The sequence below is a fragment of the Pseudomonas sp. 20-5 genome (genome assembly GCF_056782835.1).
In genome coordinates this window covers 1,837,071-1,858,044 of the sequence record NZ_CM165584.1, presented here as the reverse complement: position 1 = coordinate 1,858,044, position 20,974 = coordinate 1,837,071, and the positions used below count along the sequence as shown (strand labels likewise).

Genomic DNA, 20,974 nt, shown 5'->3' with positions numbered 1-20,974 from the left:
GTTCAGCTAGAGACCGAGCGCGGACGCCCGTTGCGCATAGTGCTCGGCGCGCTCGCTGTCCGGCGCCAGGCCCGGGCCTCCATCGCGGTAGAGTTCCGCCAGCTTGCGCGCCGCCAGCGGGTGGCCCGCCTCTGCCGCTAGTGCCCAGTGGCGGCTGGCTGCCAGCGCGTCGGGCGCTTGCCGGCTGTCGCCCTTGAGCGCCTGCACGCCGAGCTGGTAGGCCGATTTCCCATCGCCCGCGCTGGCAGCCAGGCGCAGCAGGCGCAGGCCCTCCTCGCGTGCGCCGAAGCCCTGTCCACGGAACAGCAGCAGGTGACCGTAGAACGCCTGGGCGTCGCGGTGTCCGAGGTTGGCCATGCGCGAGAACTGCCCTTGCATCCACTGCCAGGCTCGCGGCTGCTTGACCAGCCAGGGCCAGCCCAGCAACTGCCGGGCCACGCCGTAACCGAGGCGGGCGCGCAGGCGCCAGATCCATTCAGAGTTCATCGGGATACTCGAATTCGAAGACACGGACCACTTCCGCCGCATGCCAGCCAGCCGCGGCCGGGCCGTCCGGCGGACCGGAAAAACGCCCGAGGCGCTCCACGCACTCGAAGAAACCGGTGCGCGGCAAGCGGCTTGCGCCCTGGCTGATGACCAGCGAACTGCGCAACGGACGCCCCGAGCGCGCATCCAGCGATGCCAGGTGCTCGAGAGCCGCGGTGAGGGTGGTCATCGCCGGAGTCGGCAGTTGCAGGCGCTCGATCAGCGCCCGGTAGGTGAGCAGATGACGCTGGCGACGCGCATCCTCGATTTCCAGCAGCAGGCTATCCCAGTGTTTACGGCTGATCAGCACACTCAAGGTCAGGCCCCCGTCGCTTTGCCCAGCACACGCTCCAGGGCGAACAGGATGGCCTCGCTGGCCTCGCGTTCGCCGCGTTCGATCATCGCCATGTAGGAAGGACTGATACCGACCTCCCGGGCCACCTGTTCCAGGCTCAGGCCGCGCGCCTCGCGGCGCTCCAGCAGACTCGCGGAAGGCGGCGCCGGCGCGGTCGTCTCCACCGCGACACTGGCGGCCGGGCGACCGGCGGCGGCCAGCAACGCCTGGTATTCGGCCCAGGGCAACACCGCGTATTCCGCCTCGCCGTCTCGCGTGATCACTTGGACATTCATGTCGGTCTCCTTGCAAGCCGCCATCTTATCAGGCACCGCGCCGCTGCGGACTGGCTATACTGCTGCCCTGGTCACACAGTCTGCCTGGTGGAGGAGCCCACGGGTGCGCCGGAGAAGTCTTGGTTTGTGCATCCTGCTGGGAGTCGGACAGGCCTTCGCCGGCGAGCTGCGCTGGGGCTTCAGCCCCGCCGACGGCATGCCCTATGTGGACATCGTCGATCACCAGCTGCAAGGCGGCTTCACCCGCCAGTTGGGGGAGCGGGTCGCGCAGCGGCTGGGATTGTCGCTGCGTTTCGTGGAAACGCCGAACCGAAGGATCGACGGCTTCATGGCCAGCGGACATATTCACGTGATCTGCAACTCCAACCCCGAATGGGATAGCAAACCCGAACGCTACCATTGGTCTCCTGCCCTCTTCGAAGAGCAGGACGTCCTGCTGCAGCGCGACGACCGTCCGGCGATCCGCGACTTCGCCGAGCTGCGCGGCAAGACCCTGGGTACAAGTCTAGGCTATGTCTACGCGGACGATCTCATGCAGGCCTTCGCTGCCGGGGAAATTCGCCGCGAAGATACCCGCGACCTGGCCAGTCGCGTGCAGATGCTCAAGCGTTCGCGCCTGGACGCCGCGGTGGACATGCGCCGCCCGCTGCTCTACCTGACGCGCCAGCATCCCGAGCTGGGCCTGAGCGTCAGTCCGCTGGTACTGCAGAGCTATCGGATGCACTGCATCTATGGCGGACAACTGCCGGTCCCCGTCGAAAGTATGGACCGGGTGCTCGACGAGATGGTCAGGGACGGCAGCATCGGGCGCCTGCTGGAAAACAGCCTGCAAGCGCCTCAGGAACCCTGAACGCGCTCCGCCCTGGGAGCCGGCAGCTCTCGCAGCGCCTGTTGCGTCTCGACGCCCTGGGCGTCGCGCCAGACCTTGAAGGCATCCAGCTCGGCCTGCCAGCGACGCACTACCCAGGCCAGGACGGCGAGATCGTCGAGCAGGCCGACACCGAAGATGAAGTCGGGAACGATATCCACCGGCGAAAGGAAATAGGCCAGCGCCGCGATCACCGAGAGCAACGCCTGGCGGCTGAGTCCGCGGTATTCGCCGCGAACCCAGGCCACCAGCAGTTCCTGCAGCAGGCGCAGGTCGCTCTTCACCAGCTTCAGGCGCGAGCGCTTGCGTGCTACCGCAATCAACAAGGCGGGCACCCGGCCACGGGCCAGGAAACGTTCCGCGATCCCCAGGTAACGACTGAATCCTCGTGGTGCATCCATCCTTCCACCTCGCTCAAGCGCTTGCCGCCGAGGCTCTCCGGGTTATCCACGCATACTGTGGATAACCTTGTGAACAGCCCCCCCTTCCGTCGGCGAGAAGCCCGTCGCTACAGGCTTTCCGACAGATCGGACACTTTTTAGACAATGCTCTAAAAGCATTGAAAATCAAGGGTTTGACCTAGCGCAACGGACAACCCGAGGTCAATACCGTAGGTCGGGTCGACGTGCGACAAATGTGTGCATAAGGGTAACACCGGCCGTGCCCTCGACCTGTTTTCAGACCCTCGCGGCAGCGCCTGGGTTCAGCCGAATCCGCAAATGAAAACGCCCCGTCATGGACGGGGCGTTTCATGCATCGCGGCGGAAAAATTACTTCTTCGCGTCCGCCTTGGCTTCGGGCTGCGCTGCGGCACCGGCCTCGGGCTCCGCGTCCGGCTTGGACGGATCCTTGATGCCGAGCAGTTCCATGTCGAAGACCAGTACCGAGTTGGCCGGGATCGCCGGGCTCGGGCTCTGCGCGCCGTAGGCCAGCTCGCTGGGGATGTACAGCTTGATCTTCTCGCCGACGTGCATCAGTTGCAGGGCTTCGACCCAACCCGGGATCACGCCGCTGACCGGCAGGTCGATCGGGCTGCCGCGCTCGATGGAGCTGTCGAAGACGGTGCCATCGGTCAGGCGGCCTTCGTAGTGGACGGTCACCACGTCGGTGGCCTTCGGTTGCGGGCCATCGGCCTTCTTCACGATTTCGTACTGGAGGCCGGAAGCGGTGGTGGTCACGCCGTCGCGCTTGCCGTTTTCCTCGAGGAACTTCTTGCCGGCCTTGGCGTTTTCGTCGCCGATGGCCGCCATGCGCTCCTCGGCACGTTTCTGCAGGAAGGCGAAGGCTTCGGTCAGCTCTTCATCGGTGAGCTGCTGCTTCTTCTTGCCGAGGGCGTCTTCGATGCCCTTGGCGACGGCTTTCGAATCCAGGTCGTCCATGCCTTCCTGGGACAGGCTCTTGCCCATGTTCAGGCCGATACCATAGGAAGCTTTCTGCGCCGGGGTCTTCAACTCAACGTTGGTCTGCGAATCGCAGCCGGAGAGAACCAGACCGACCAGTGCGATCGCTGCTGCCAACCGATGTTGTTTCATGCTGAGTCCTTTAATCTGTTCGCCGCTCGGGCATATTCGATGAAGCCGCGAGCTTAGCAGGCTGTCGCGACCAGTGGCTATGGGCAATAGGAACAGGTGCGCGCGGATAAGTTCAAGGCCGAACTTTCCGAAAAATGAAGGAGATAGCAGAACGAACGCGTGGAACGAGGACAGAAGAACAGCGGAAAGGAAGCGTCGAAAAACGTCGAATTATGAAGCGGGAAGGAAGCGCAAGAGATACAGCGAAGGAAGGAAATGGCGCAGCGGACGGGACTCGAACCCGCGACCCCCGGCGTGACAGGCCGGTATTCTAACCGACTGAACTACCGCTGCGCGTAACTTGCGAGATTGGTGGGTGATGACGGGATCGAACCGCCGACCCTCTGCTTGTAAGGCAGATGCTCTCCCAGCTGAGCTAATCACCCTTCACTCTCGAAGTGGGGCGCATTCTACGGAGCGATTCGCCCCCTGGCAAGCCCCTCGATGAAAAAAATTTTCTGCCGTTCCAAGGAGTTAGCGACGGACCGGGGTTGGCCTGAGCCGCCAGCGGCGGAATAATGGGTCCTTTGTGCCCGGAGAGAACGACCCCATGTGGTTCCGCAATCTGCTCGTCTACCGCCTCACCCAGGATCTGCAACTGGATGCCGATTCCCTCGAGAAAGCCCTCGGCGAAAAACCCGCCCGCCCCTGCGCCAGCCAGGAGCTGACCACCTACGGCTTCACCGCGCCGTTCGGCAAAGGCCCGGACGCACCGCTGGTACACGTCAGCCAGGACTTCTTCCTGATCTCGGCACGCAAGGAAGAGCGCATCCTGCCGGGCAGCGTCGTGCGTGACGCACTGAAGGAAAAGGTCGACGAGATCGAAGCCCAGCAGATGCGCAAGGTCTACAAGAAGGAACGCGACCAGTTGAAGGACGAGATCGTCCAGACCCTGCTGCCGCGCGCTTTCATCCGCCGCTCCAGCACCTTCGCCGCGATCGCGCCGAGCCTCGGCCTGATCCTGGTCGACTCGGCCAGCGCGAAGAAGGCCGAAGACCTGCTCTCGACGCTGCGCGAAGCGCTCGGCTCCCTGCCGGTACGCCCGCTGAGCGTGAAGGTCGCGCCGACCGCGACCCTCACCGACTGGGTCAAGACCCAGGAAGCCGCCGGCGACTTCCACGTGCTCGACGAATGCGAGCTGCGCGACACCCACGAGGACGGCGGCGTGGTCCGTTGCAAGCGCCAGGACCTGACCAGCGAGGAAATCCAGCTGCATCTCACCGCCGGCAAGCTGGTCACCCAGTTGTCCCTGGCCTGGTCGGACAAGCTGTCCTTCATCCTCGACGACAAGCTGGCGGTCAAGCGCCTGCGCTTCGAAGACCTGCTGCAGGAGCAGGCGGAAAAGGACGGCGGCGAAGACGCCCTCGGCCAGCTCGATGCCAGCTTCACCCTGATGATGCTGACCTTCGCCGAATTCCTTCCGGCGCTCTTCGAGGCCCTCGGCGGCGAAGAAATCCCCCAGGGCGTCTGACGCCCCGCTCTCCCGGCGGCGCCCGCCGCTGGGAGAGTCGCGCCCGGCATGGCAGACTGGCGGCCGTCCAATAACAAGGAAAGCCCATGCGTGCCCTGACCGCCCTGAGCCGTTTCGTCAGCGCCAGCTTCCCGTTCTGGGTCCTGCTGTTCGCCATCCTCGCCTTCTTCCGGCCGGCCTGGTTCCTCCCGCTCACCGTCGCCATCGCGCCGCTGCTCGGCCTGGTGATGTTCGGCATGGGCCTGACGCTCAAGGGCGAAGACTTCCGCGAGGTCGCCCGGCACCCCATACGGGTGCTGATCGGCGTGCTGGCCCAGTTCGTCATCATGCCCGGCCTGGCCTGGTTGCTCTGTCGCCTGTTGCAGTTGCCGGCGGAGATCGCGGTGGGCGTGATCCTGGTCGGCTGCTGCCCCGGCGGCACCGCTTCCAACGTGATGACCTGGCTGTCCCGTGGCGATGTCGCCCTGTCGGTGGCGATCACCTCGGTGACCACCCTGCTCGCCCCGCTGGTCACGCCGGCGCTGGTCTGGCTGCTGGCCTCGGCCTGGCTGCCGGTGTCGTTCGCGGCGATGTTCCTGTCGATCCTCCAGGTGGTGCTGGTGCCCATCGCCCTCGGCCTGCTGGCACAGCGCCTGCTCGGCGAGCGCACCCGACAGGTGGCGGAGGTGCTGCCGCTGGTCTCGGTATTCAGCATCGTGGTGATCATCGCCGCGGTGGTGGCCGCCAGCCAGGCGCGGATCGCCGAGTCCGGCCTGCTGATCATGGCCGTGGTGATGCTGCACAACGGCTTCGGCCTGTCGCTCGGCTATCTCACCGGCAAGCTGACCGGCATGCCGCTGGCACAGCGCAAGGCCCTTGCCATCGAAGTCGGCATGCAGAACTCGGGGCTCGGCGCGGCGCTGGCCAACGCCCATTTCTCGCCCCTGGCAGCGGTGCCCAGCGCGCTGTTCAGCGTCTGGCACAATCTCTCCGGTTCGCTGCTGGCCGCCCTGTTCCGGCGCATGGAAGATACGCCGCGTTGAACTGGGTCCCGGTCGGGAAGCCTTGTCCCGACCGATGAACCATGCAAAATACCGCACGCAGTGAGGACGACCTCACCACCCGCCTCCGGCCGGTGATCGAATGGGGACGGCCCCGCCACCCGTTGCCCTGGAGATCGCCATGTCCTGGATCATCCTGTTTTTCGCCGGCCTGTTCGAAGTGGGCTGGGCCGTTGGTCTGAAATACACCGAAGGCTTCAGCAAGCCGCTTCCCACGGTCCTCACGGCGCTCGCCATGCTGGTCAGCCTGGGCCTGCTCGGCCTGGCCATGAAGCACCTGCCGCTGGGCACCGCCTATGCCGTCTGGACCGGGGTCGGCGCGGTCGGCACGGTAATCGCCGGGATCGTCCTGTTCGGCGAATCCATGGCATTGCTGCGCCTGGCCAGCGTCGCGCTGATCGTCTGTGGACTGGTCGGCCTCAAGCTGAGCCATTAGACATCCATCGAATATGCTCCGAGGGGTATCGCTTTCCGCAGTTTTATCGCGTACTCTGCGACCACTGTGCTTGCTTGGGTCACAGTGAATCGTGACCTGGTGTGGTAGATCTCGGTCCGCTCATCGCCTCGGCTCCTCGTACTCTTTGCAACTCAGTACCTACCGGCTCGGATATTCCCGTCGCCGCAATCAACTTTGTTTCAGGAGTTACACCATGTCGAATCGTCAGAACGGCACCGTAAAATGGTTCAACGACGCCAAAGGCTTCGGCTTCATCACCCCGGAAAGCGGTAACGACCTGTTCGTTCACTTCCGTTCCATCCAGGGCACCGGCTTCAAGAGCCTGCAGGAAGGCCAGAAGGTTTCCTTCGTGGTCGTCAACGGCCAGAAAGGCCTGCAAGCCGACGAAGTACAAGTTATCTAACTTGTAGTTCGCCAAAAAAAGCCCCGGCATCGCCGGGGCTTTTTCGTTTCTGCGGATCGATCAACGAGCTTCGCCGCGCAAGCTCGTCACCCGCGCCTGCAGGTCGAGGCGCTCCACCGCCCCCGGCGCCACCGATTCGCCGGCCACCAGGCTTACCCGCGACCACAGGCGGCGGAAGAAGCCCTTGTTCGGGTCGCGGCTGAAGAAGCTGCCCCACAGGCCCTGCAGCGCCATGGGGATCACCGGAACCGGGGTTTCCTCGATGATCCGCTCGATCCCGGCGCGGAACTCATTCATCTCGCCGTCGGCGGTCAGCTTGCCCTCAGGGAAGATGCACACCAGCTCCCCGTCCCTCAGGTAGTCGGCGATGCGCTGGAAGGCGCGTTCGTAGATCCCTTCGTCCTCGTGGCGCGCCGCTATGGGCACCGCGCCGGCGGTGCGGAAGACGAAGTTGAGCACCGGCAGCGAGAAGATCCTGTAGTACATGACGAAGCGCACCGGCCGCCGGATCGAGCCGGCGATCAGCAGCGCGTCCACGTACGAGACGTGGTTGCACACCAGCACCGCCGCTCCCTCGTCCGGGATCGCCTCCAGGTTCACATGCCGGACCCGGTACATGGTGTGGCTGAGCAGCCAGACCAGGAAGCGCATGGTGAATTCCGGGACGATCTTGAAGATGTACACGTTCACCGCGACGTTCATCAGCGACAGGGCGAGGAACAGCTGCGGGATCGACAGCTTGGCGACGCTGAGGAAGAGGATCGAGACCAGCGCCGCGGCGACCATGAACAGGGCGTTGAGGATGTTGTTGGCGGCGATCACCCGGGCCCGCTTGTCTTCGTCGGTGCGCGCCTGGATCAGGGCGTACAGCGGTACGATGTAGAAGCCGCCGAAAATGCCGATGAACAGGATGTCGGCCAGCACCGCCCAGGTCTCATGGTGGCGCAGCACCGCCAGCCAGTCGTAGGGCGCCTCGCCTGGGGGAATGCCGCCGGCGTGCCACCAGAGGAGGATGCCGAAGACGGTCAGGCCGATCGAGCCGAACGGCACCAGGCCGATCTCCACCTTGCGACCGGAAAGCTTCTCGCACAGCATCGAGCCCAGCGCGATGCCCACCGAGAACACGGTGAGGATCAGGGTCACCACGCTTTCGTCGCCGTGCAGCCATTCCTTGGCGAAGGTCGGGATCTGCGTCAGGTAGACCGCGCCGAGGAACCAGAACCAGGAGTTGCCCACCAGCGAGCGCGAGACCGCCGGGCGCTGGCCGAGCCCCAGGCGGAGGATGCTCCAGGACTGGGCGAAGATGTTCCAGTCGAGCTTCAACCCCGGCAGCGCCGCCGCCGCTCGCGGAATGCCGCGGCTGGCCAGGTAGCCGCAGGCGGCCACCAGCACCACCGCGGTGGCCACCGCCGCCGCGTAATGCGCATGGGACATCAGCACGCCGGCGCCGATGGTGCCGGCCAGGATCGCCAGGAAGGTGCCCATCTCCACCAGCGCGTTGCCGCCGACCAGTTCGTCCTCGTGCAGGTGCTGGGGCAGGATCGAATACTTCACCGGGCCAAATAGCGCCGAGTGGGTGCCCATGGCGAACAGCGCGACGAACATCAGCGGCAGGCTGCCGAAGACGAAGCCGGCAGCGCCGACCAGCATGATGCCTACCTCGGCCAGCTTCAGCGCGCGCATCAGCGCGTCCTTGTTGTACTTCTCGCCGAACTGTCCGCCCAGTGCCGAGAACAGGAAGAACGGCAGGATGAACAGCAGTGCGCAGAGGTTGACCAGCAGGCTGCGGTCGCCGCTGACGCTGAGGTGATAGAGGATGGCGAGGATCAGCGACTGCTTGAAGATGTTGTCGTTGAAGGCGCCGAGCAGCTGGGTGATGAAGAACGGCAGGAAACGCCGCTTGCCCAGCAGGGCGAATTGCGAATGTTGGGTCATCGTCCTTGTTACCTTGCGTGGCCGCCGAAAGGAAGCCCGTCATCGATTGGACTGCATGGACCGCGGATCAGGCCACAGCGTTCCGATGGAAATTCCGCGCCCATCATAGAACAGGCGTCCGCGTTACCGCAGGACGCCTGTCGTCGGACGATGCGCCAAGTCGCATCCGAATATTCAGAAACCGACGCTGGCCTGCATGAACAGCGTTCGCGGCTGACCCACGTAGATTCCCGAATTGTTGTCGCTGGAGCGGGTGAAATACTGCTTGTCGAACAGGTTCTTCACCCCGAGTCCGAGCTTCAGGTTCGACGCCTGCGGGCCGAAGTCGTAGCCGACGCGGGCATTCCAGGTCACGTAGCCGGGAATGTCGCCGTACTGGCCGTCGGCGCTGGGCTCGGTGATGTAGTTGTGGGTGAAGTTGCCCTGGCTGTCGGTGCTCAGCCCTGGCGCGCGCTGCATGGACTGGGCGAAGGCGTCGAGGTTGTAGGTCCAGCGGTCGACCTCGTAGCGCACCCCGGCGGTGGCCACCTGGCGCGAGTAGAGCGGCAGGTCGCGCCCCTTGAAGGAGGGAATGTCGCCTTCGTAGGTGGCGCGGGTATAGGTGAGGCTGCCGTAGACCGACAGGCCGTCCAGGCGCGGATCGAGAGCGGCGAAGTCATAGTGGCCGGAAGTCTCGATGCCCTGGTGCTTGGTGGCGCCGAGGTTGGTCCAGCCGACGTCGTTGCTGACGTACTGCAGCTCGTCGTCGAAGTCGATGTAGAACAGCGTGATCTCGCCGCCCCAGCTGCCGTTGTCGTAGCGCGTGCCCAGTTCGTAGGTCTTGGCCTTCTCCGGCTCCAGGCCGGCGGCGGTATCGTTGCCGCTGCCGCCCTGGCCGAGCTGGAAGTACTGCAGGCTGCCGAACGATTCGGAGTAGTTGGCGAACAGCTTCCACTCGTCGCTCAAGTGATACATCAGGCTCAGCGCCGGCAGCGGTTCGTTGTAGTCCTTGCTGCGCTTCTTCTCCTGCACCGGCTTGCCGTTCAGGCCGAGCACCGGGCGGTCGCGCCAGTCGCTGTCGATCTTCTCGAAGCGGATGCCGGGGGTGATGGTCCAGTTGCCGACATCGATCTTGTCGTCGATGTAGAAGGCGCTGGCCTCGGTACCGCCGGTACGGTCCTGGTAGGTATGGCCGTCCGAGCCGGGACGCACGGTCGGCACATTGTCGACCAGGGCCAGCTGGCTGGCGCGCTCGTTCATCGCTTCCTTCAGGTAGCGGTAGCCGATGCCGACCTCCTGGGTGGTCGGGCCGGCGAAGAAGATCCGCGAGACCCGCGGCTCCACCGCGAACACATGGTAGTCGCGCGGGTACGAGGTGATGGTCCTGAGGTTGCGCGCGGCGATGCTGCTGCCGCGGAAACTGTCGCTGTAGTAGGTGAGCACCTCGAACTGGGTGAGGTCGTCGACCTGGCGGGTGTACTTCAGCGAGAAGTCCTTGCGCCGACCACGGAAATTGTCCCAGTCGCGTACCGACTGGAAGGGATCGTCGTCGTACTGCGCCTGGGTCAGGCCGCCCGGCATATCGGCGTAGGCGTCGTAGTAGTGGAAGTTGGCCGCCAACTGGTCGCTGTCGGTGAGCTGCCAATGGGTCTTGAGCAGCACGTCGTCGATATCGTTGTCGTTGTTGCCGTCGCGGTAGTCGGCGCCCTTCACCCCGGAATACAGCAGCGCCACGCCCAGGCCGTTGTCGGCGGTCCCGCCGAGGAACGCCTGGTTGAGCTTCTTCCAGCCGCCGTGGCCGGCATGCTCGATGGTGGTGCCGATTTCGCCGGAGAACTTCTCCGGAATCGCCCGGGTCACGAAGTTGATCACCCCGCCGACGTTCTGCGGGCCGTAGCGCACCGAGCCGGCGCCGCGCACGACGTCGATGCTCTCCAGGTTGCCGATGGACAGCGGCATCATCGACAGCTGCGGCTGGCCGTAGGGCGCCACCGCCGCCGGCACGCCGTCGATCATCACCGTCGAGCGCGGCGACAGGCGTGAAGTCAGGCCACGCACCCCGACGTTCAGGGAGATGTCGCTGCCGCCGGTACCGTTGTTGTCCTGCACTTGCACGCCGGGCACCTTGCGCAGCACGTCGCGGACGTTCTGCGCACCGCTCTCGAGCATTTCCCGACGACGCACCACGCTGCGCGCACCGGGATGGTTCTGCACCACCGCCTGGTCGGCTTCGCCCAGCCAGTCGCCGACCACGGTGACCGTGCCCAGCTCCTTGGCTTCCTCTTCGGCCTGCGCCGCCTGCATGGACACACCCAGCGCGATGGCGACGGCCAGGCGCGACAACGAACTCACGGACGACATCGAGGCTCCCCCAGGGACGCAGGAAAAAGTGGGGCGCAAAATTACGGCAAATCGTAAAGAACGTAAATACAAATGATTTGCAAATGTGAGCTTGACTTATTCGTAGATCGTCAAGGATGAGCGCGCGCAGGCCGAGCGGTATTCACCCGGTGCCACGCCGTAGGCCTGCTTGAACTGGCGACCGAGGTGGCTCTGGTCGGCGAAGCCCAGCTCCAGGGCCACCTCCAGCGGCGCCCGGCCGCTCTTGAGCAGTGCCCTGGCCTGCTCCAGGCGGCGCTGCCTGAGCCAGGCGTGGGGCGGCATGCCGGTGGCGCGACGGAAGACCCGGGCAAAATGGAACGGGGACAGATTGACCGCCGCCGCCAGTTCCTCCAGCGAAGGCGGATCGAGCAACCGCGCCGCCAGCAGTTCGCGGGCAAGGGCCACCGCCAACGGCTCCTGCCCGGCCTTCGGCGCTTCTGGCAGGCGGGCGTGGCGACGGAACAGGGCGAGCACCGTCTCGCGCCAGCGGGTCTGGGTTTCCAGGCTGTCGGCATGCTCGGCCAGCAGGCGGTGCAAGTGGACGAAGGCGCGTGCCAGGGGCTGGTCGTGGATCACGCTGTCGGCGAAGCGCGGCACGCCGCCATGATGGATTTCCAGCTCGTCGAGAATCCCGTCGATCTGTTCCATTTCCGGGTAGTAGCCGCGATAGAGCCAACCGGCATCATGGGCCTTGGAGCCGGTGTGCACTTCGTCGGGGTTGATCAGCACCATGCTGCCCAGCGGGGCCAGGTGCTCGCCGCCACGATGGCGGAAGCGCTGCGCGCCCTGCTCGATGATGACCAGGGCGAAGCTGCTGTGCACGTGCGGCGCGAAGCGCTGCTCCACATAGCGCGCGTGCAGCAGTTCGACGCCGCCCAGTTCGGCGGCGCGCCAGAAATGCGTGTGTTCTCCGCTCGTCTCGTCCGGCACTGCCGTCTCCTCGTTCGCCCGTCCGGACGGGCCGCCCAGCATACCGCAGGAGCGACGGAACCGGCTTCAGCCGGTGAAGCTGGCTTCCAGCACCGCCTTGACCTGCGGCCATTCGTGGTCGGTGATGCTGTAGACGAAGGTGTCGTCTAGCCGCCCGCCGGCCAGCCGCCGGTGGTTGCGCAGCACGCCCTCGCGCTGCGCGCCGAGCTTGTCGATGGCGCCCTGGGCGCGCAGGTTGCTCGCCGCCGTGCTGAGCTGCACGCGGACCATGCGCAGGTTGTCGAAGGCATGCTTGAGCATCAGGTACTTGATCATGCGGTTCAGGCCGCTGCCGTGCTGGGCCTGGTCGAGCCAGGTCCAGCCGATCTCGCAGGCCGGCAAGGCGGGAAGGAACTCGGCGAAGCGCGTGGTCCCGACCAGTTGCACGCCGAGGCGGACGGCGAGCGGCAACGCCCTGCCCTCGCGCTGCTCGGCGAGGCTCTGGCGGTACCAGTCCGGCCGCGTCGGTCCGTCCATGTACTGCAGCGCCTCGCGGTTGGCTTCGGCGAGGCTCACCAGCTCGGGAATGTCCGCTTCCACCAGCGGCTCGAGACGCAAGGCTCCGCGCTGCAGGGTGATCGGTAGCGGCTTGAACATGGGCGCCCTCCTCGACATCGACGCAAAACTCCGCTCCCATCAGAGCGTAGCGGCCGCGTTTAGTGCCGCAGCCGAAACCGGCTACGATGAACGGACAGCCGGCCGCCGGGGCCGTCCGCGCTCACGCAGCCCGGCACGCTACCAACTCCGCGCGTCCGGCTCAAGCATGCGTGCGACCTTGGTCGCAGGCGGCCTGACGCGCGGGCCGACAAGTGCGAAACTGGCGCGAAAGCAAGACCCCCGCCTCACGCCAGCTTCACGCGGGGACATCATCGGAGTTCGCATGTCGCTGTCCATCGGGCTGATCGCCGTGGTCGCCCTGGTCTACATGGCCATCCTGTTCGCCATCGCCTTCTATGGCGACCGTCGCCGCACCCCGCTCTCACCCCGCCTGCGTGCCTGGGTCTACAGCCTCTCCCTGGCAGTGTACTGCACCAGCTGGACCTTCTTCGGCGCGGTCGGCCAGGCCACCGACCAGCTCTGGTCGTTCCTGCCGATCTACCTCGGACCGGTGCTGCTGATGCTGTTCGCGCCCTGGGTGCTGCAGAAGATGATCATGATCAGCAAGCAGGAGAACATCACCTCCATCGCCGACTTCATCGCCGCCCGCTACGGCAAGTCGCAGGCGCTGGCGGTGGTGGTGGCGCTGATCTGCATGGTCGGCGTGCTGCCCTATATCGCCCTGCAACTGAAAGGCATCGTCCTCGGGGTGAACCTGCTGATCGGCTCCGGCGCCGACTCCACTGGTACCCGCGCCCAGGACACGGCGCTGATCGTGTCGCTGGTGCTGGCGCTGTTCACCATCGTCTTCGGTACCCGCAGCCTGGATGTCACCGAACACCACCGCGGCATGGTCCTGGCCATCGCCTTCGAGTCGCTGGTCAAGCTCACCGCCTTCCTCGCCGTGGGCATCTTCGTCACCTTCGGCCTCTACGACGGCTTCGCCGATCTCTTCTCCCAGGCCCGCGCCGCGCCGCAGTTGGCCGACTACTGGGAAGAGACCGTGCACTGGCCGGCGATGCTGCTGCAGACCGGCGTGGCGATGACCGCGATCATGTGCCTGCCGCGGCAATTCCACGTCACCGTGGTGGAGAACATCGAGCCGCGCGACCTCAACCTGGCGCGCTGGGTGTTCCCCATCTACCTGGTGCTGGCCGCGTTGTTCGTGGTGCCGATCGCCCTCGCCGGCCAATTGCACCTGCCCGCCGGGGTAATGCCGGACTCCTTCGTCATCAGCCTGCCGCTGGCCGAGGCGCACCCGGCGCTGGCCCTGCTGGCATTCATTGGCGGCGCCTCGGCCGCCACCGGAATGGTCATCGTCGCCAGCGTCGCGCTGTCGACCATGGTCTCCAACGACATGCTCCTGCCGTGGCTGCTGCGACGCCGGGAAAAGGACACCGAACGGCCCTTCGAGGCCTTCCGTCACTGGCTGCTGACCGTACGCCGGGTGAGCATCGCGGTGATCCTGCTGCTCGCCTACGTGGCCTACCGCCTGCTCGGCTCCAGCGCCAGCCTGGCGACCATCGGCCAGATCGCCTTCGCCGCCATCGCCCAGCTCGGCCCGGCGATGATCGGCGCGCTGTACTGGAAACAGGCCAACCGCCGCGGGGTCTTCGCCGGCCTCGCCGCCGGCTCGCTGCTGTGGGCCTATACGCTGGTCCTGCCGGTGGTGGCCAAGGGCCTCGGCTGGCCGCTGGAGCGCATCCCCGGCCTGACCTGGCTGGCAAGCAATCCCTTCGGCCTGCCGATCGAGCCGCTGACCCAGGGCGTGCTGATCTCGCTGGTCGGCAACTTCGCCCTGTTCGGCCTGGTCTCGGTGCTCTCGCGCACCCGCGTGTCCGAGCACTGGCAGGCCAGCCGCTTCATCGGCCAGGAGATCTCCCAGCGGCAGAACTCGCGCTTCATGCTCGCGGTGCAGGTGGAAGACCTGCTGATGCTCGCCGCGCGTTTCGTCGGCGAGGAACGCGCGCGGCAAAGCTTCATCCGCTTCGCCTACCGCCAGGGCAAGGGCTTCACCCCGAACCAGACCGCCAACAACGAGTGGATCGCGCACACCGAGCGCCTGCTCGCCGGGGTCCTCGGCGCGTCCTCGGCGCGGGCGGTGGTGAAGGCCGCCATCGAAGGGCGCGAGATGCAGGTGGAGGACGTGGTGCGGATCGCCGACGAAGCCTCCGAGGTGCTGCAATTCAACCGCGCCCTGCTGCAGGGCGCGATCGAGAACATTACCCAGGGCATCAGCGTGGTCGACCAGTCGCTGCGCCTGGTGGCCTGGAACCACCGCTACCTGGAGCTGTTCGAGTACCCGGACGGGCTGATCTACGTCGGCCGGCCGATCGCCGACATCATCCGCTACAACGCCGATCGCGGCCTGTGCGGGCCCGGCGATCCGGACATGCACGTGGCCAAGCGCCTGTACTGGATGCGCCAGGGCACTCCGCACACCTCCGAGCGGCTGTTCCCCAACGGCCGGGTCATCGAGCTGATCGGCAACCCGATGCCCGGCGGCGGCTTCGTCATGAGCTTCACCGATATCACCGCCTACCGCGAGGCCGAACAGGGCCTCAAGGGCGCCAACGAGTCGCTGGAACAGCGGGTCCAGGAGCGTACCCAGGAACTCTCGCAGTTGAACCAGGAACTCAGCGAGGCGAAGAGCAACGCCGAGGCCGCCAACCAGTCGAAGACCCGCTTCCTCGCCGCCGTCAGCCACGACCTGATGCAGCCGCTGAACGCCGCGCGGCTGTTCTCCGCCGCCCTCGCCCACCAGGACGCGCTGCCCGGCGAGGTCCGCGACCTGGTGCAGCACCTCGACTCGTCGCTGCGTTCCGCCGAGGACCTGATCACCGACCTGCTGGACATCTCGCGCCTGGAAAGCGGCCGGGTCAGCGCCGAACGCAACCCGTTCCCGCTGAACAACCTCTACGATGCCCTCGGCGTCGAGTTCAAGGCGCTGGCCCAGGAACAGGGCCTGCATTTCCGCCTGCGCGGCAGCCAGCTGCGGGTGGACAGCGACATCAAGCTGCTGCGGCGCATCCTGCAGAACTTCCTGACCAACGCTTTCCGCTACGCCAAGGGCCACGTGCTGCTCGGCGTCCGCCGCGAGGACGGCTACCTGCGCCTGGAGGTCTGGGACCAGGGGCCGGGCATCCCACCGGACAAGCAGAAAGTCATCTTCGAAGAGTTCAAGCGCCTGGACAGCCACCAGACCCGCGCGGAGAAAGGCCTCGGTCTCGGCCTGGCGATCGCCGACCGGCTCTGCAAGGTCCTCGGCCATCCGCTGGAAGTACGTTCCTGGCCGGGCAAGGGCAGCGTCTTCAGCGTCCGCGTACCGCTGGCGCGGCAGGCGCCGCCGGCCCTGGCCAACGGCCACAAGGCCGAACCGGCGCAGGCGCTGAACGGCGCCCAGGTGCTCTGCGTGGACAACGAGGACAGCATCCTCGCCGGCATGAACAGCCTGCTCAGCCGCTGGGGCTGCCAGGTCTGGACCGCGCGCAGCCGCGAGGAATGCGCCACGCTGCTGGACAGCGAGATGCGCCCGCAACTGGCGTTGATCGACTATCACCTCGACGACGGCGAGACCGGTACGCAATTGATGGCCTGGCTGCGCACGCGCCTGGGCGAGCCGGTGCCGGGGGTGGTGATCAGCGCCGACGCGCGGCCGGAACTGGTGGCGGAGATCCACGCCGCCGGCCTCGACTACCTGTCCAAGCCGGTCAAGCCGGCCGCGTTGCGGGCCCTGCTCAGCCGCCATCTGAGCCTGCGCTGAGCGGGCCTCAGTGACGGCGGATCAGCAGCGCACGGATCTGCTGCGCGGTCTCGCCGTCGACTTCCGCGAGCATCCGCACCTTGCCGGCTACCAGCGCCGCCAGCGGCGCTCCGTCTCGATAGAGCAGGCGGTTGCCGGTCACCGCCGGCACCCGTTCGCCGGGTAGCAGGCCGCCGACCAGGTTCAACGGATCGACTGCCGACACCACCAGCATCGCCCCATCCGGCGGTCGCTTGCGCACCTCGCGCAACAGGCCGACCGCTTCCGCCAAGGCGAACTGCTCGCCGGCCAGGCCGGCGATGAAGCGCCCGCCGCGAATCTCGCCGCGCGCTTCCAGGCGATGGTAGACGCGCAGCAACTCGCGCCACGGCGGCAGCCAGTCGGCCTCGCGCTCCAGCAGGCGCCAGGCGACCACCCCATAGCGCCGCAGCAAGGTCCGGGCGACATGTTCGAGAACCTCCGCCGGCAAACGCTGCCCCGCCTCTTCCGCCTTCGCCCGGCGCAGCGGCGCCCAGCGCCCGGCGTCCTGCATGCCGCCCGGCAGGCCGCGCGAGCGGCGCTCCTGGCGGCTGCGCTTGTCCGCCGGCATCAGCAGGGTGCGCAGCCCGGCGAAGCTGTCGGCGTTGACCCGGCCGACCGAGACCAGCTCGCCGAGGGCGTTCTCCAGCTCGCTGCGCAGCAGGTGGGCATCCTGGCTCAGTTCGTCGAAGAACGATGCACCCTGCTCGCGCAGCACCTCCAGTACCCTGGCCGCGCGCGGCGACAGTTCCGGCTCCGGCGCGTCGCGCTGCAGGACGCTCCAGAGCCCCAGCTCGCGGCGCGGCAGGAGCACGATCGGCGCGCTGCGCAGCGGACCGCCGGCGGCCTTGCTGCGTCCGGCCAGGCGCGCCCAGACGATGCGTCCGGAACGGCACAGCTGGTCCAGCCAATGGCTGGCGTAGTCGGCCACCCGCGCTGCCAGCAGTTCGCTTTCCCAGGCGGCCGCCGCGGCCTGGAAACCTTCCAGTTGCTCGACCACCGTAGCCAGGGACTCCGCTCCCCGGCCACGAGTGCCCGGCGCCAGGCGCTGCCAGTCGAACAGGAAACGCATGAAATCGGCGCGCTCCACCGGCTCGATTTCCCGGCGCAGGCGCTTCACCGTATAGCGATGGATGCGCGCCAGCAGATGGCGTTCGCACCACTCCTCTTCCGTCGCGCCAGGACTGAAGCGGCCACGCAGCACATAGCCTTCGCGCTCCAGGGCGGCCAACGCGTACTGCTGGTCGGCCAGGCCGATGCCCAGGTCGGCCGCCAACTGCCCGGCCGTGCGTGGCCCGAAGCCACCCAGGCGGGCGCGGGTCAGCTCCACGGTCGCCGCTTCCGCCGAGTCCGGCGGCGGATAGCCGCGAGGCGCCTGGAAAGCGTCGGGTACCTTCGCCGCGGGATGCACCAGGCGCATCGCCGGCAGGCGCTCCGCCGCCAGCCAGAGAGTGCTGCCTGCGCAGTCCAGGCGTCCGGCGCGGCGTTGCTCCGACAGTTGCGCAAGCCATTCCCCCCAGCCCGGATTGGCCTCGGCCTCGCCCGAGGTGAGGAAGCCCAGGCTGTTCAGCGCCTCATGCATCTCGTCGGCGTTGCGCGCTTCCGGCCAGGCCTCGCCACGCACCGCCTCGATCGCCTCAAGGTCCAGGGCGCCGAGGTCGTCGGCGGACTCGGGATCGCTCCAGCGGCGATTCTGTACCGCCTGGGTACGCCGCTCCTCCAGCGGCGCATCGTCGAGATAGGCGTAGGGACGCGCGGTGAGTATCTCCGCCGCCAACGCCGAAGGCGCCGGCAGGTCGCGCGCCAGCAAGTCCACCGCGCCGCTCTCCATGTCGCGCAGCAGGGCCAGCCAGCCCTCGCAATCCATCGCCTCGTGCAGGCAGTCGTCAAGGGTCTGCGCCACCAGCGGGTGATCGGGCACCTCGCGCTCGCCGACGATATTCTCCAGGCACGCCACCTGGTCGGGGAACACGCTGGCCAGCAGATCCTCGCTCTTCATCCGCAGCAGTTGCGGCGGCACCTTGCGACCGCCGGCATAGCGCGGCAAACCGAGCGAGGTGGTCAGGTTCCAGCGCCAGCGCACGCCGAACAGCGGCGCGTCGAGCACGGCCTGTACCAACAGGTGCTCGGCGCTCGCCGAATGCAGGTAGCGCCAGACCTCGTCGAGGGGAAAGCTGTGGCTGGTGGACAGCGAGAGGATGATCGCGTCTTCGGTGGCCGCCGCCTGCAGCTCGAAGTTGAAGCTGCGGCAGAAACGCTTGCGCAGCGCCAGGCCCCAGGCGCGGTTGAGGCGGCTGCCGTGGGGACTGTGGATGATCAGTTGCATGCCGCCGGATTCGTCGAAGAAGCGTTCCATCACCAGCCGCCGGCTCCCGGGCAGGCCACCCAGGGCCTGGCGGGCGCGGGCCAGGTACTCGACGATCTGCCGCGCGGCGCCATCGTCCAGCCCGAGGGTGGCGCCGAGCCAGGCGATGGCTGGCTCCAGCCGCTGCCCTTCCGGCAATGCCTGGCCTTCGCCGAGCAGCTCGTCGAGGGTGTCGCGCAGGCGCGCCACGCTGGCCGACAGCTCGTCGCTGCGCCCCGGCGCCTCACCCAGCCAGAACGGAATGTTCGGCGGCTGGCCCTGGGCGTCCTCGACCCGTACCCGTCCCGGCTCGATGCGGATGATCCGGTACGAGGTGTTGCCCAGCTGGAACACGTCGCCGGCCAGGCTCTCCACCGCGAAGTCCTCGTTGACCGTTCCCACCAGCAGGCCCTGCGGCTCCAGCAGCACGCTGTAGTCGCCGGTATCGGGAATGGTCCCGCCCGAGGTCAGCGCGGTCAGCCGCGCGCCACGGCGGCCACGGAGCAGGCCGTTGAGCGCATCGCGATGGAGATAGGCGCCGCGCACGCCGAGGCGTGAGTGGTAGCCCTCGGCAAGCATCCGCAGGACTTCGTCGAAGCGCTCGCGCTCCAGCCCGGCGTAGGGTTCGGCGCGGATCACCAGGCGATAGAGGTCGTCCTCGCGCCACTCCTGGCAGGCCACTTCGGCGACGATCTGCTGCGCCAGCACGTCCAGCGGCTGGCGTGGCAGCACCAGGCTGTCCAGCTCGCCACGGCGCACGCTGTCGAGCAGCGCCGCGCATTCCACCAGGTCGTCGCGGGAGGTCGGGAACAACCGGCCCTTGGGGGTGCCGCCGACACTGTGCCCGGAACGCCCGACCCGTTGCAGGAAGGCGGCGATGGAGCGCGGCGACGACAACTGGCAGACCAACTCGACGTCGCCGATATCGATGCCCAGCTCCAGCGAGGCGGTCGCCACCAGTACCTTCAATTGCCCGGCCTTGAGGCGCTGCTCGGCATCCAGGCGCAGCTCCTTGGCCAGGCTGCCGTGGTGGGCCGCCACCTGGCGGCTGCCGAGGCGTTCGGCGAGGAAGCGGGTGACCCGCTCGGCCATGCGCCGGGTGTTGACGAACACCAGGGTGGTGCGGTGCTCGCCGGCCAGGTGCGCCAGGCGGTCGTAGACCAGCTCCCAGGTGTCGTTGGACATCACCGCTTCCAGCGCCACCGGCGGTACCTCGATGCCCAGGTCGCGGGGGCGCGTATAGCCGATGTCGACGATCCGGCAGGCCGGATCGCGCGGATTGCCGCTGGCGCCGACGAGGAAGCGCGCGACCTTCTCGATCGGTTTCTGCGTGGCGGACAGCCCGATCCGCAGCAGCGGTCGCGGACACAGCGCCTGCAGGCGCTCCAGCGACAGCGCCAGGTGGCTGCCGCGCTTGCTGCCGGCCAGGGCATGGATCTCGTCGACGATCACGCTGCGCACCCCGGCAAGCATCTGCCGGCCCGACTCCGAGCCGAGCAGGATGTACAGCGATTCGGGCGTGGTGACCAGGATGTGCGGCGGGCGCTTGCGCATCGCTCCGCGTTCGACCTGCGGCGTATCGCCGGTGCGCACCGCGCTACGGATATCGACGTCGGGCAGGCCGAGACGCGCCAGTTCCTCGCGGATGCCAGCCAGCGGTTGCTCCAGGTTGATGCGGATGTCGTTGGACAGCGCTTTCAGCGGCGAGACATAGACCACCTGGGTAGCATCCGCCAACTCGCCGCCGGCGGCCAGCCCCTCCACCACCAGGGCATCGATGGCGGCGAGGAAGGCGGTCAGGGTCTTGCCCGAACCGGTGGGCGCGGCGACCAGGGTCGAAAGCCCCTCGCGGATCGCCGGCCAGGCCTCGACCTGGGCCGGCGTGGGCGCGGCGAAGTGGCGTTCGAACCACTGGCGGACGGCGGGATGGAACTCCGCCAGGGGCCGCGGAGCCGGCTCGGCGCGGCGGGCGGAAGAGGATGAAATAGGCATCATGCTCCGCACTATGGTGGCGCCGCGGGC

The 20,974-nt window shown here is 67.1% G+C and carries 16 protein-coding genes and 2 tRNA genes; 6 read left to right on the top strand and 12 right to left on the bottom strand.

Going from position 1 to position 20,974, the window contains the following annotated elements:
* Positions 1-6 precede the first annotated feature (6 nt).
* The 3 genes from AC1RB9_RS08690 to AC1RB9_RS08680 are packed head-to-tail and all read right to left on the bottom strand — an operon-like array spanning position 7 to position 1,155.
* Positions 7-486, bottom strand: a complete 480-nt coding sequence (locus AC1RB9_RS08690) for an SEL1-like repeat protein (protein WP_003114794.1) — start codon at positions 484-486, stop codon at positions 7-9.
* Entirely contained in the window at positions 476-841 is a 366-nt protein-coding gene (locus tag AC1RB9_RS08685; protein WP_003114793.1) for a hypothetical protein, read from the bottom strand. The genes AC1RB9_RS08690 and AC1RB9_RS08685 overlap by 11 nt, the downstream gene beginning before the upstream one ends.
* A 2-nt stretch (positions 842-843) precedes the next feature.
* On the bottom strand, positions 844-1,155 hold the full coding sequence (locus AC1RB9_RS08680) for a helix-turn-helix domain-containing protein (RefSeq protein WP_003114792.1): 312 nt from the start codon (positions 1,153-1,155) through the stop codon (positions 844-846).
* A gap of 103 nt (positions 1,156-1,258) precedes the next feature.
* On the opposite strand from AC1RB9_RS08680, the gene AC1RB9_RS08675 reads away from it, so the two are divergent.
* Positions 1,259-2,005, top strand: coding sequence for a substrate-binding periplasmic protein (locus AC1RB9_RS08675; protein ID WP_003119685.1), 747 nt, complete (start codon positions 1,259-1,261; stop codon positions 2,003-2,005).
* On the opposite strand, the gene AC1RB9_RS08670 is transcribed toward AC1RB9_RS08675, so the two are convergent.
* The 4 genes from AC1RB9_RS08670 to AC1RB9_RS08655 all read right to left on the bottom strand — a co-directional run bounded on the left by AC1RB9_RS08670 (position 1,993) and on the right by AC1RB9_RS08655 (position 3,980).
* A complete protein-coding gene (locus tag AC1RB9_RS08670; protein WP_003114790.1) occupies positions 1,993-2,424 on the bottom strand; it encodes a YkvA family protein in 432 nt (143 codons plus the stop codon). The genes AC1RB9_RS08675 and AC1RB9_RS08670 overlap by 13 nt on opposite strands.
* A 369-nt stretch (positions 2,425-2,793) precedes the next feature.
* The gene (gene bamJ / locus AC1RB9_RS08665; protein WP_003091600.1) at positions 2,794-3,555 is read right to left on the bottom strand and encodes a BamJ family beta-barrel-assembly machinery protein; all 762 of its coding nucleotides are present in this window, start codon (positions 3,553-3,555) and stop codon (positions 2,794-2,796) included.
* Positions 3,556-3,811: 256 nt separating this feature from the next.
* A tRNA-Asp gene (locus tag AC1RB9_RS08660) sits at positions 3,812-3,888 on the bottom strand.
* Positions 3,889-3,904: 16 nt separating this feature from the next.
* Positions 3,905-3,980: transfer RNA gene (locus AC1RB9_RS08655), tRNA-Val, on the bottom strand.
* A 164-nt stretch (positions 3,981-4,144) separates the two neighbouring features.
* On the opposite strand from AC1RB9_RS08655, the gene rdgC reads away from it, so the two are divergent.
* From rdgC to AC1RB9_RS08635, 4 genes are all read left to right on the top strand, one after another.
* A complete protein-coding gene (rdgC, locus tag AC1RB9_RS08650; protein ID WP_003452882.1) occupies positions 4,145-5,065 on the top strand; it encodes a recombination-associated protein RdgC in 921 nt (306 codons plus the stop codon).
* 86 nt (positions 5,066-5,151) lie between these two features.
* Positions 5,152-6,087 (top strand): bile acid:sodium symporter family protein, encoded by a 936-nt coding sequence (locus AC1RB9_RS08645; RefSeq protein ID WP_003452887.1) that lies wholly within the window; start codon positions 5,152-5,154, stop codon positions 6,085-6,087.
* A gap of 139 nt (positions 6,088-6,226) precedes the next feature.
* The gene (sugE, locus tag AC1RB9_RS08640; RefSeq protein WP_003091603.1) at positions 6,227-6,541 is read left to right on the top strand and encodes a quaternary ammonium compound efflux SMR transporter SugE; all 315 of its coding nucleotides are present in this window, start codon (positions 6,227-6,229) and stop codon (positions 6,539-6,541) included.
* Between the two features lie 214 nt (positions 6,542-6,755).
* Complete coding sequence (locus tag AC1RB9_RS08635; protein ID WP_003091604.1) at positions 6,756-6,965, top strand: cold-shock protein; 210 nt, start codon at positions 6,756-6,758, stop codon at positions 6,963-6,965.
* A gap of 60 nt (positions 6,966-7,025) precedes the next feature.
* On the opposite strand, the gene AC1RB9_RS08630 is transcribed toward AC1RB9_RS08635, so the two are convergent.
* The 4 genes from AC1RB9_RS08630 to AC1RB9_RS08615 form a co-directional block, all read right to left on the bottom strand.
* Entirely contained in the window at positions 7,026-8,900 is a 1,875-nt protein-coding gene (locus AC1RB9_RS08630; protein WP_003091605.1) for an MFS transporter, read from the bottom strand.
* 174 nt (positions 8,901-9,074) lie between these two features.
* Positions 9,075-11,240: a TonB-dependent receptor family protein gene (locus AC1RB9_RS08625; protein WP_003115567.1), complete on the bottom strand. Its 2,166-nt coding sequence runs from the start codon at positions 11,238-11,240 to the stop codon at positions 9,075-9,077.
* A 96-nt stretch (positions 11,241-11,336) separates the two neighbouring features.
* Positions 11,337-12,191, bottom strand: a complete 855-nt coding sequence (locus AC1RB9_RS08620; protein WP_003452889.1) for a helix-turn-helix transcriptional regulator — start codon at positions 12,189-12,191, stop codon at positions 11,337-11,339.
* 66 nt (positions 12,192-12,257) lie between these two features.
* Entirely contained in the window at positions 12,258-12,845 is a 588-nt protein-coding gene (locus AC1RB9_RS08615; protein WP_012613851.1) for a GNAT family N-acetyltransferase, read from the bottom strand.
* Between the two features lie 265 nt (positions 12,846-13,110).
* Here AC1RB9_RS08615 and AC1RB9_RS08610 point away from each other — a divergent pair, with 265 nt between their 5' ends.
* Positions 13,111-16,590, top strand: coding sequence for a PAS domain-containing hybrid sensor histidine kinase/response regulator (locus tag AC1RB9_RS08610; RefSeq protein ID WP_003117605.1), 3,480 nt, complete (start codon positions 13,111-13,113; stop codon positions 16,588-16,590).
* A 7-nt stretch (positions 16,591-16,597) separates the two neighbouring features.
* Here the strand turns inward: AC1RB9_RS08610 and AC1RB9_RS08605 are convergent, their stop codons facing one another.
* Positions 16,598-20,944, bottom strand: a complete 4,347-nt coding sequence (locus AC1RB9_RS08605) for a DEAD/DEAH box helicase (RefSeq protein WP_003158328.1) — start codon at positions 20,942-20,944, stop codon at positions 16,598-16,600.
* Positions 20,945-20,974: the final 30 nt, after the last annotated feature.

Coding starts and splice junctions, on each gene's coding strand:
- AC1RB9_RS08680 (WP_003114792.1), bottom strand. CDS start 1,155: ATGAATGTCCAAGTGATCACGCGAGACGGCGAGGCGGAATACGCGGTG.
- AC1RB9_RS08635 (WP_003091604.1), top strand. CDS start 6,756: ATGTCGAATCGTCAGAACGGCACCGTAAAATGGTTCAACGACGCCAAA.
- AC1RB9_RS08630 (WP_003091605.1), bottom strand. CDS start 8,900: ATGACCCAACATTCGCAATTCGCCCTGCTGGGCAAGCGGCGTTTCCTG.
- AC1RB9_RS08605 (WP_003158328.1), bottom strand. CDS start 20,944: ATGCCTATTTCATCCTCTTCCGCCCGCCGCGCCGAGCCGGCTCCGCGG.
- sugE (WP_003091603.1), top strand. CDS start 6,227: ATGTCCTGGATCATCCTGTTTTTCGCCGGCCTGTTCGAAGTGGGCTGG.
- AC1RB9_RS08645 (WP_003452887.1), top strand. CDS start 5,152: ATGCGTGCCCTGACCGCCCTGAGCCGTTTCGTCAGCGCCAGCTTCCCG.
- AC1RB9_RS08670 (WP_003114790.1), bottom strand. CDS start 2,424: ATGGATGCACCACGAGGATTCAGTCGTTACCTGGGGATCGCGGAACGT.
- bamJ (WP_003091600.1), bottom strand. CDS start 3,555: ATGAAACAACATCGGTTGGCAGCAGCGATCGCACTGGTCGGTCTGGTT.
- AC1RB9_RS08690 (WP_003114794.1), bottom strand. CDS start 486: ATGAACTCTGAATGGATCTGGCGCCTGCGCGCCCGCCTCGGTTACGGC.
- AC1RB9_RS08610 (WP_003117605.1), top strand. CDS start 13,111: ATGTCGCTGTCCATCGGGCTGATCGCCGTGGTCGCCCTGGTCTACATG.
- rdgC (WP_003452882.1), top strand. CDS start 4,145: ATGTGGTTCCGCAATCTGCTCGTCTACCGCCTCACCCAGGATCTGCAA.
- AC1RB9_RS08625 (WP_003115567.1), bottom strand. CDS start 11,240: ATGTCGTCCGTGAGTTCGTTGTCGCGCCTGGCCGTCGCCATCGCGCTG.
- AC1RB9_RS08615 (WP_012613851.1), bottom strand. CDS start 12,845: ATGTCGAGGAGGGCGCCCATGTTCAAGCCGCTACCGATCACCCTGCAG.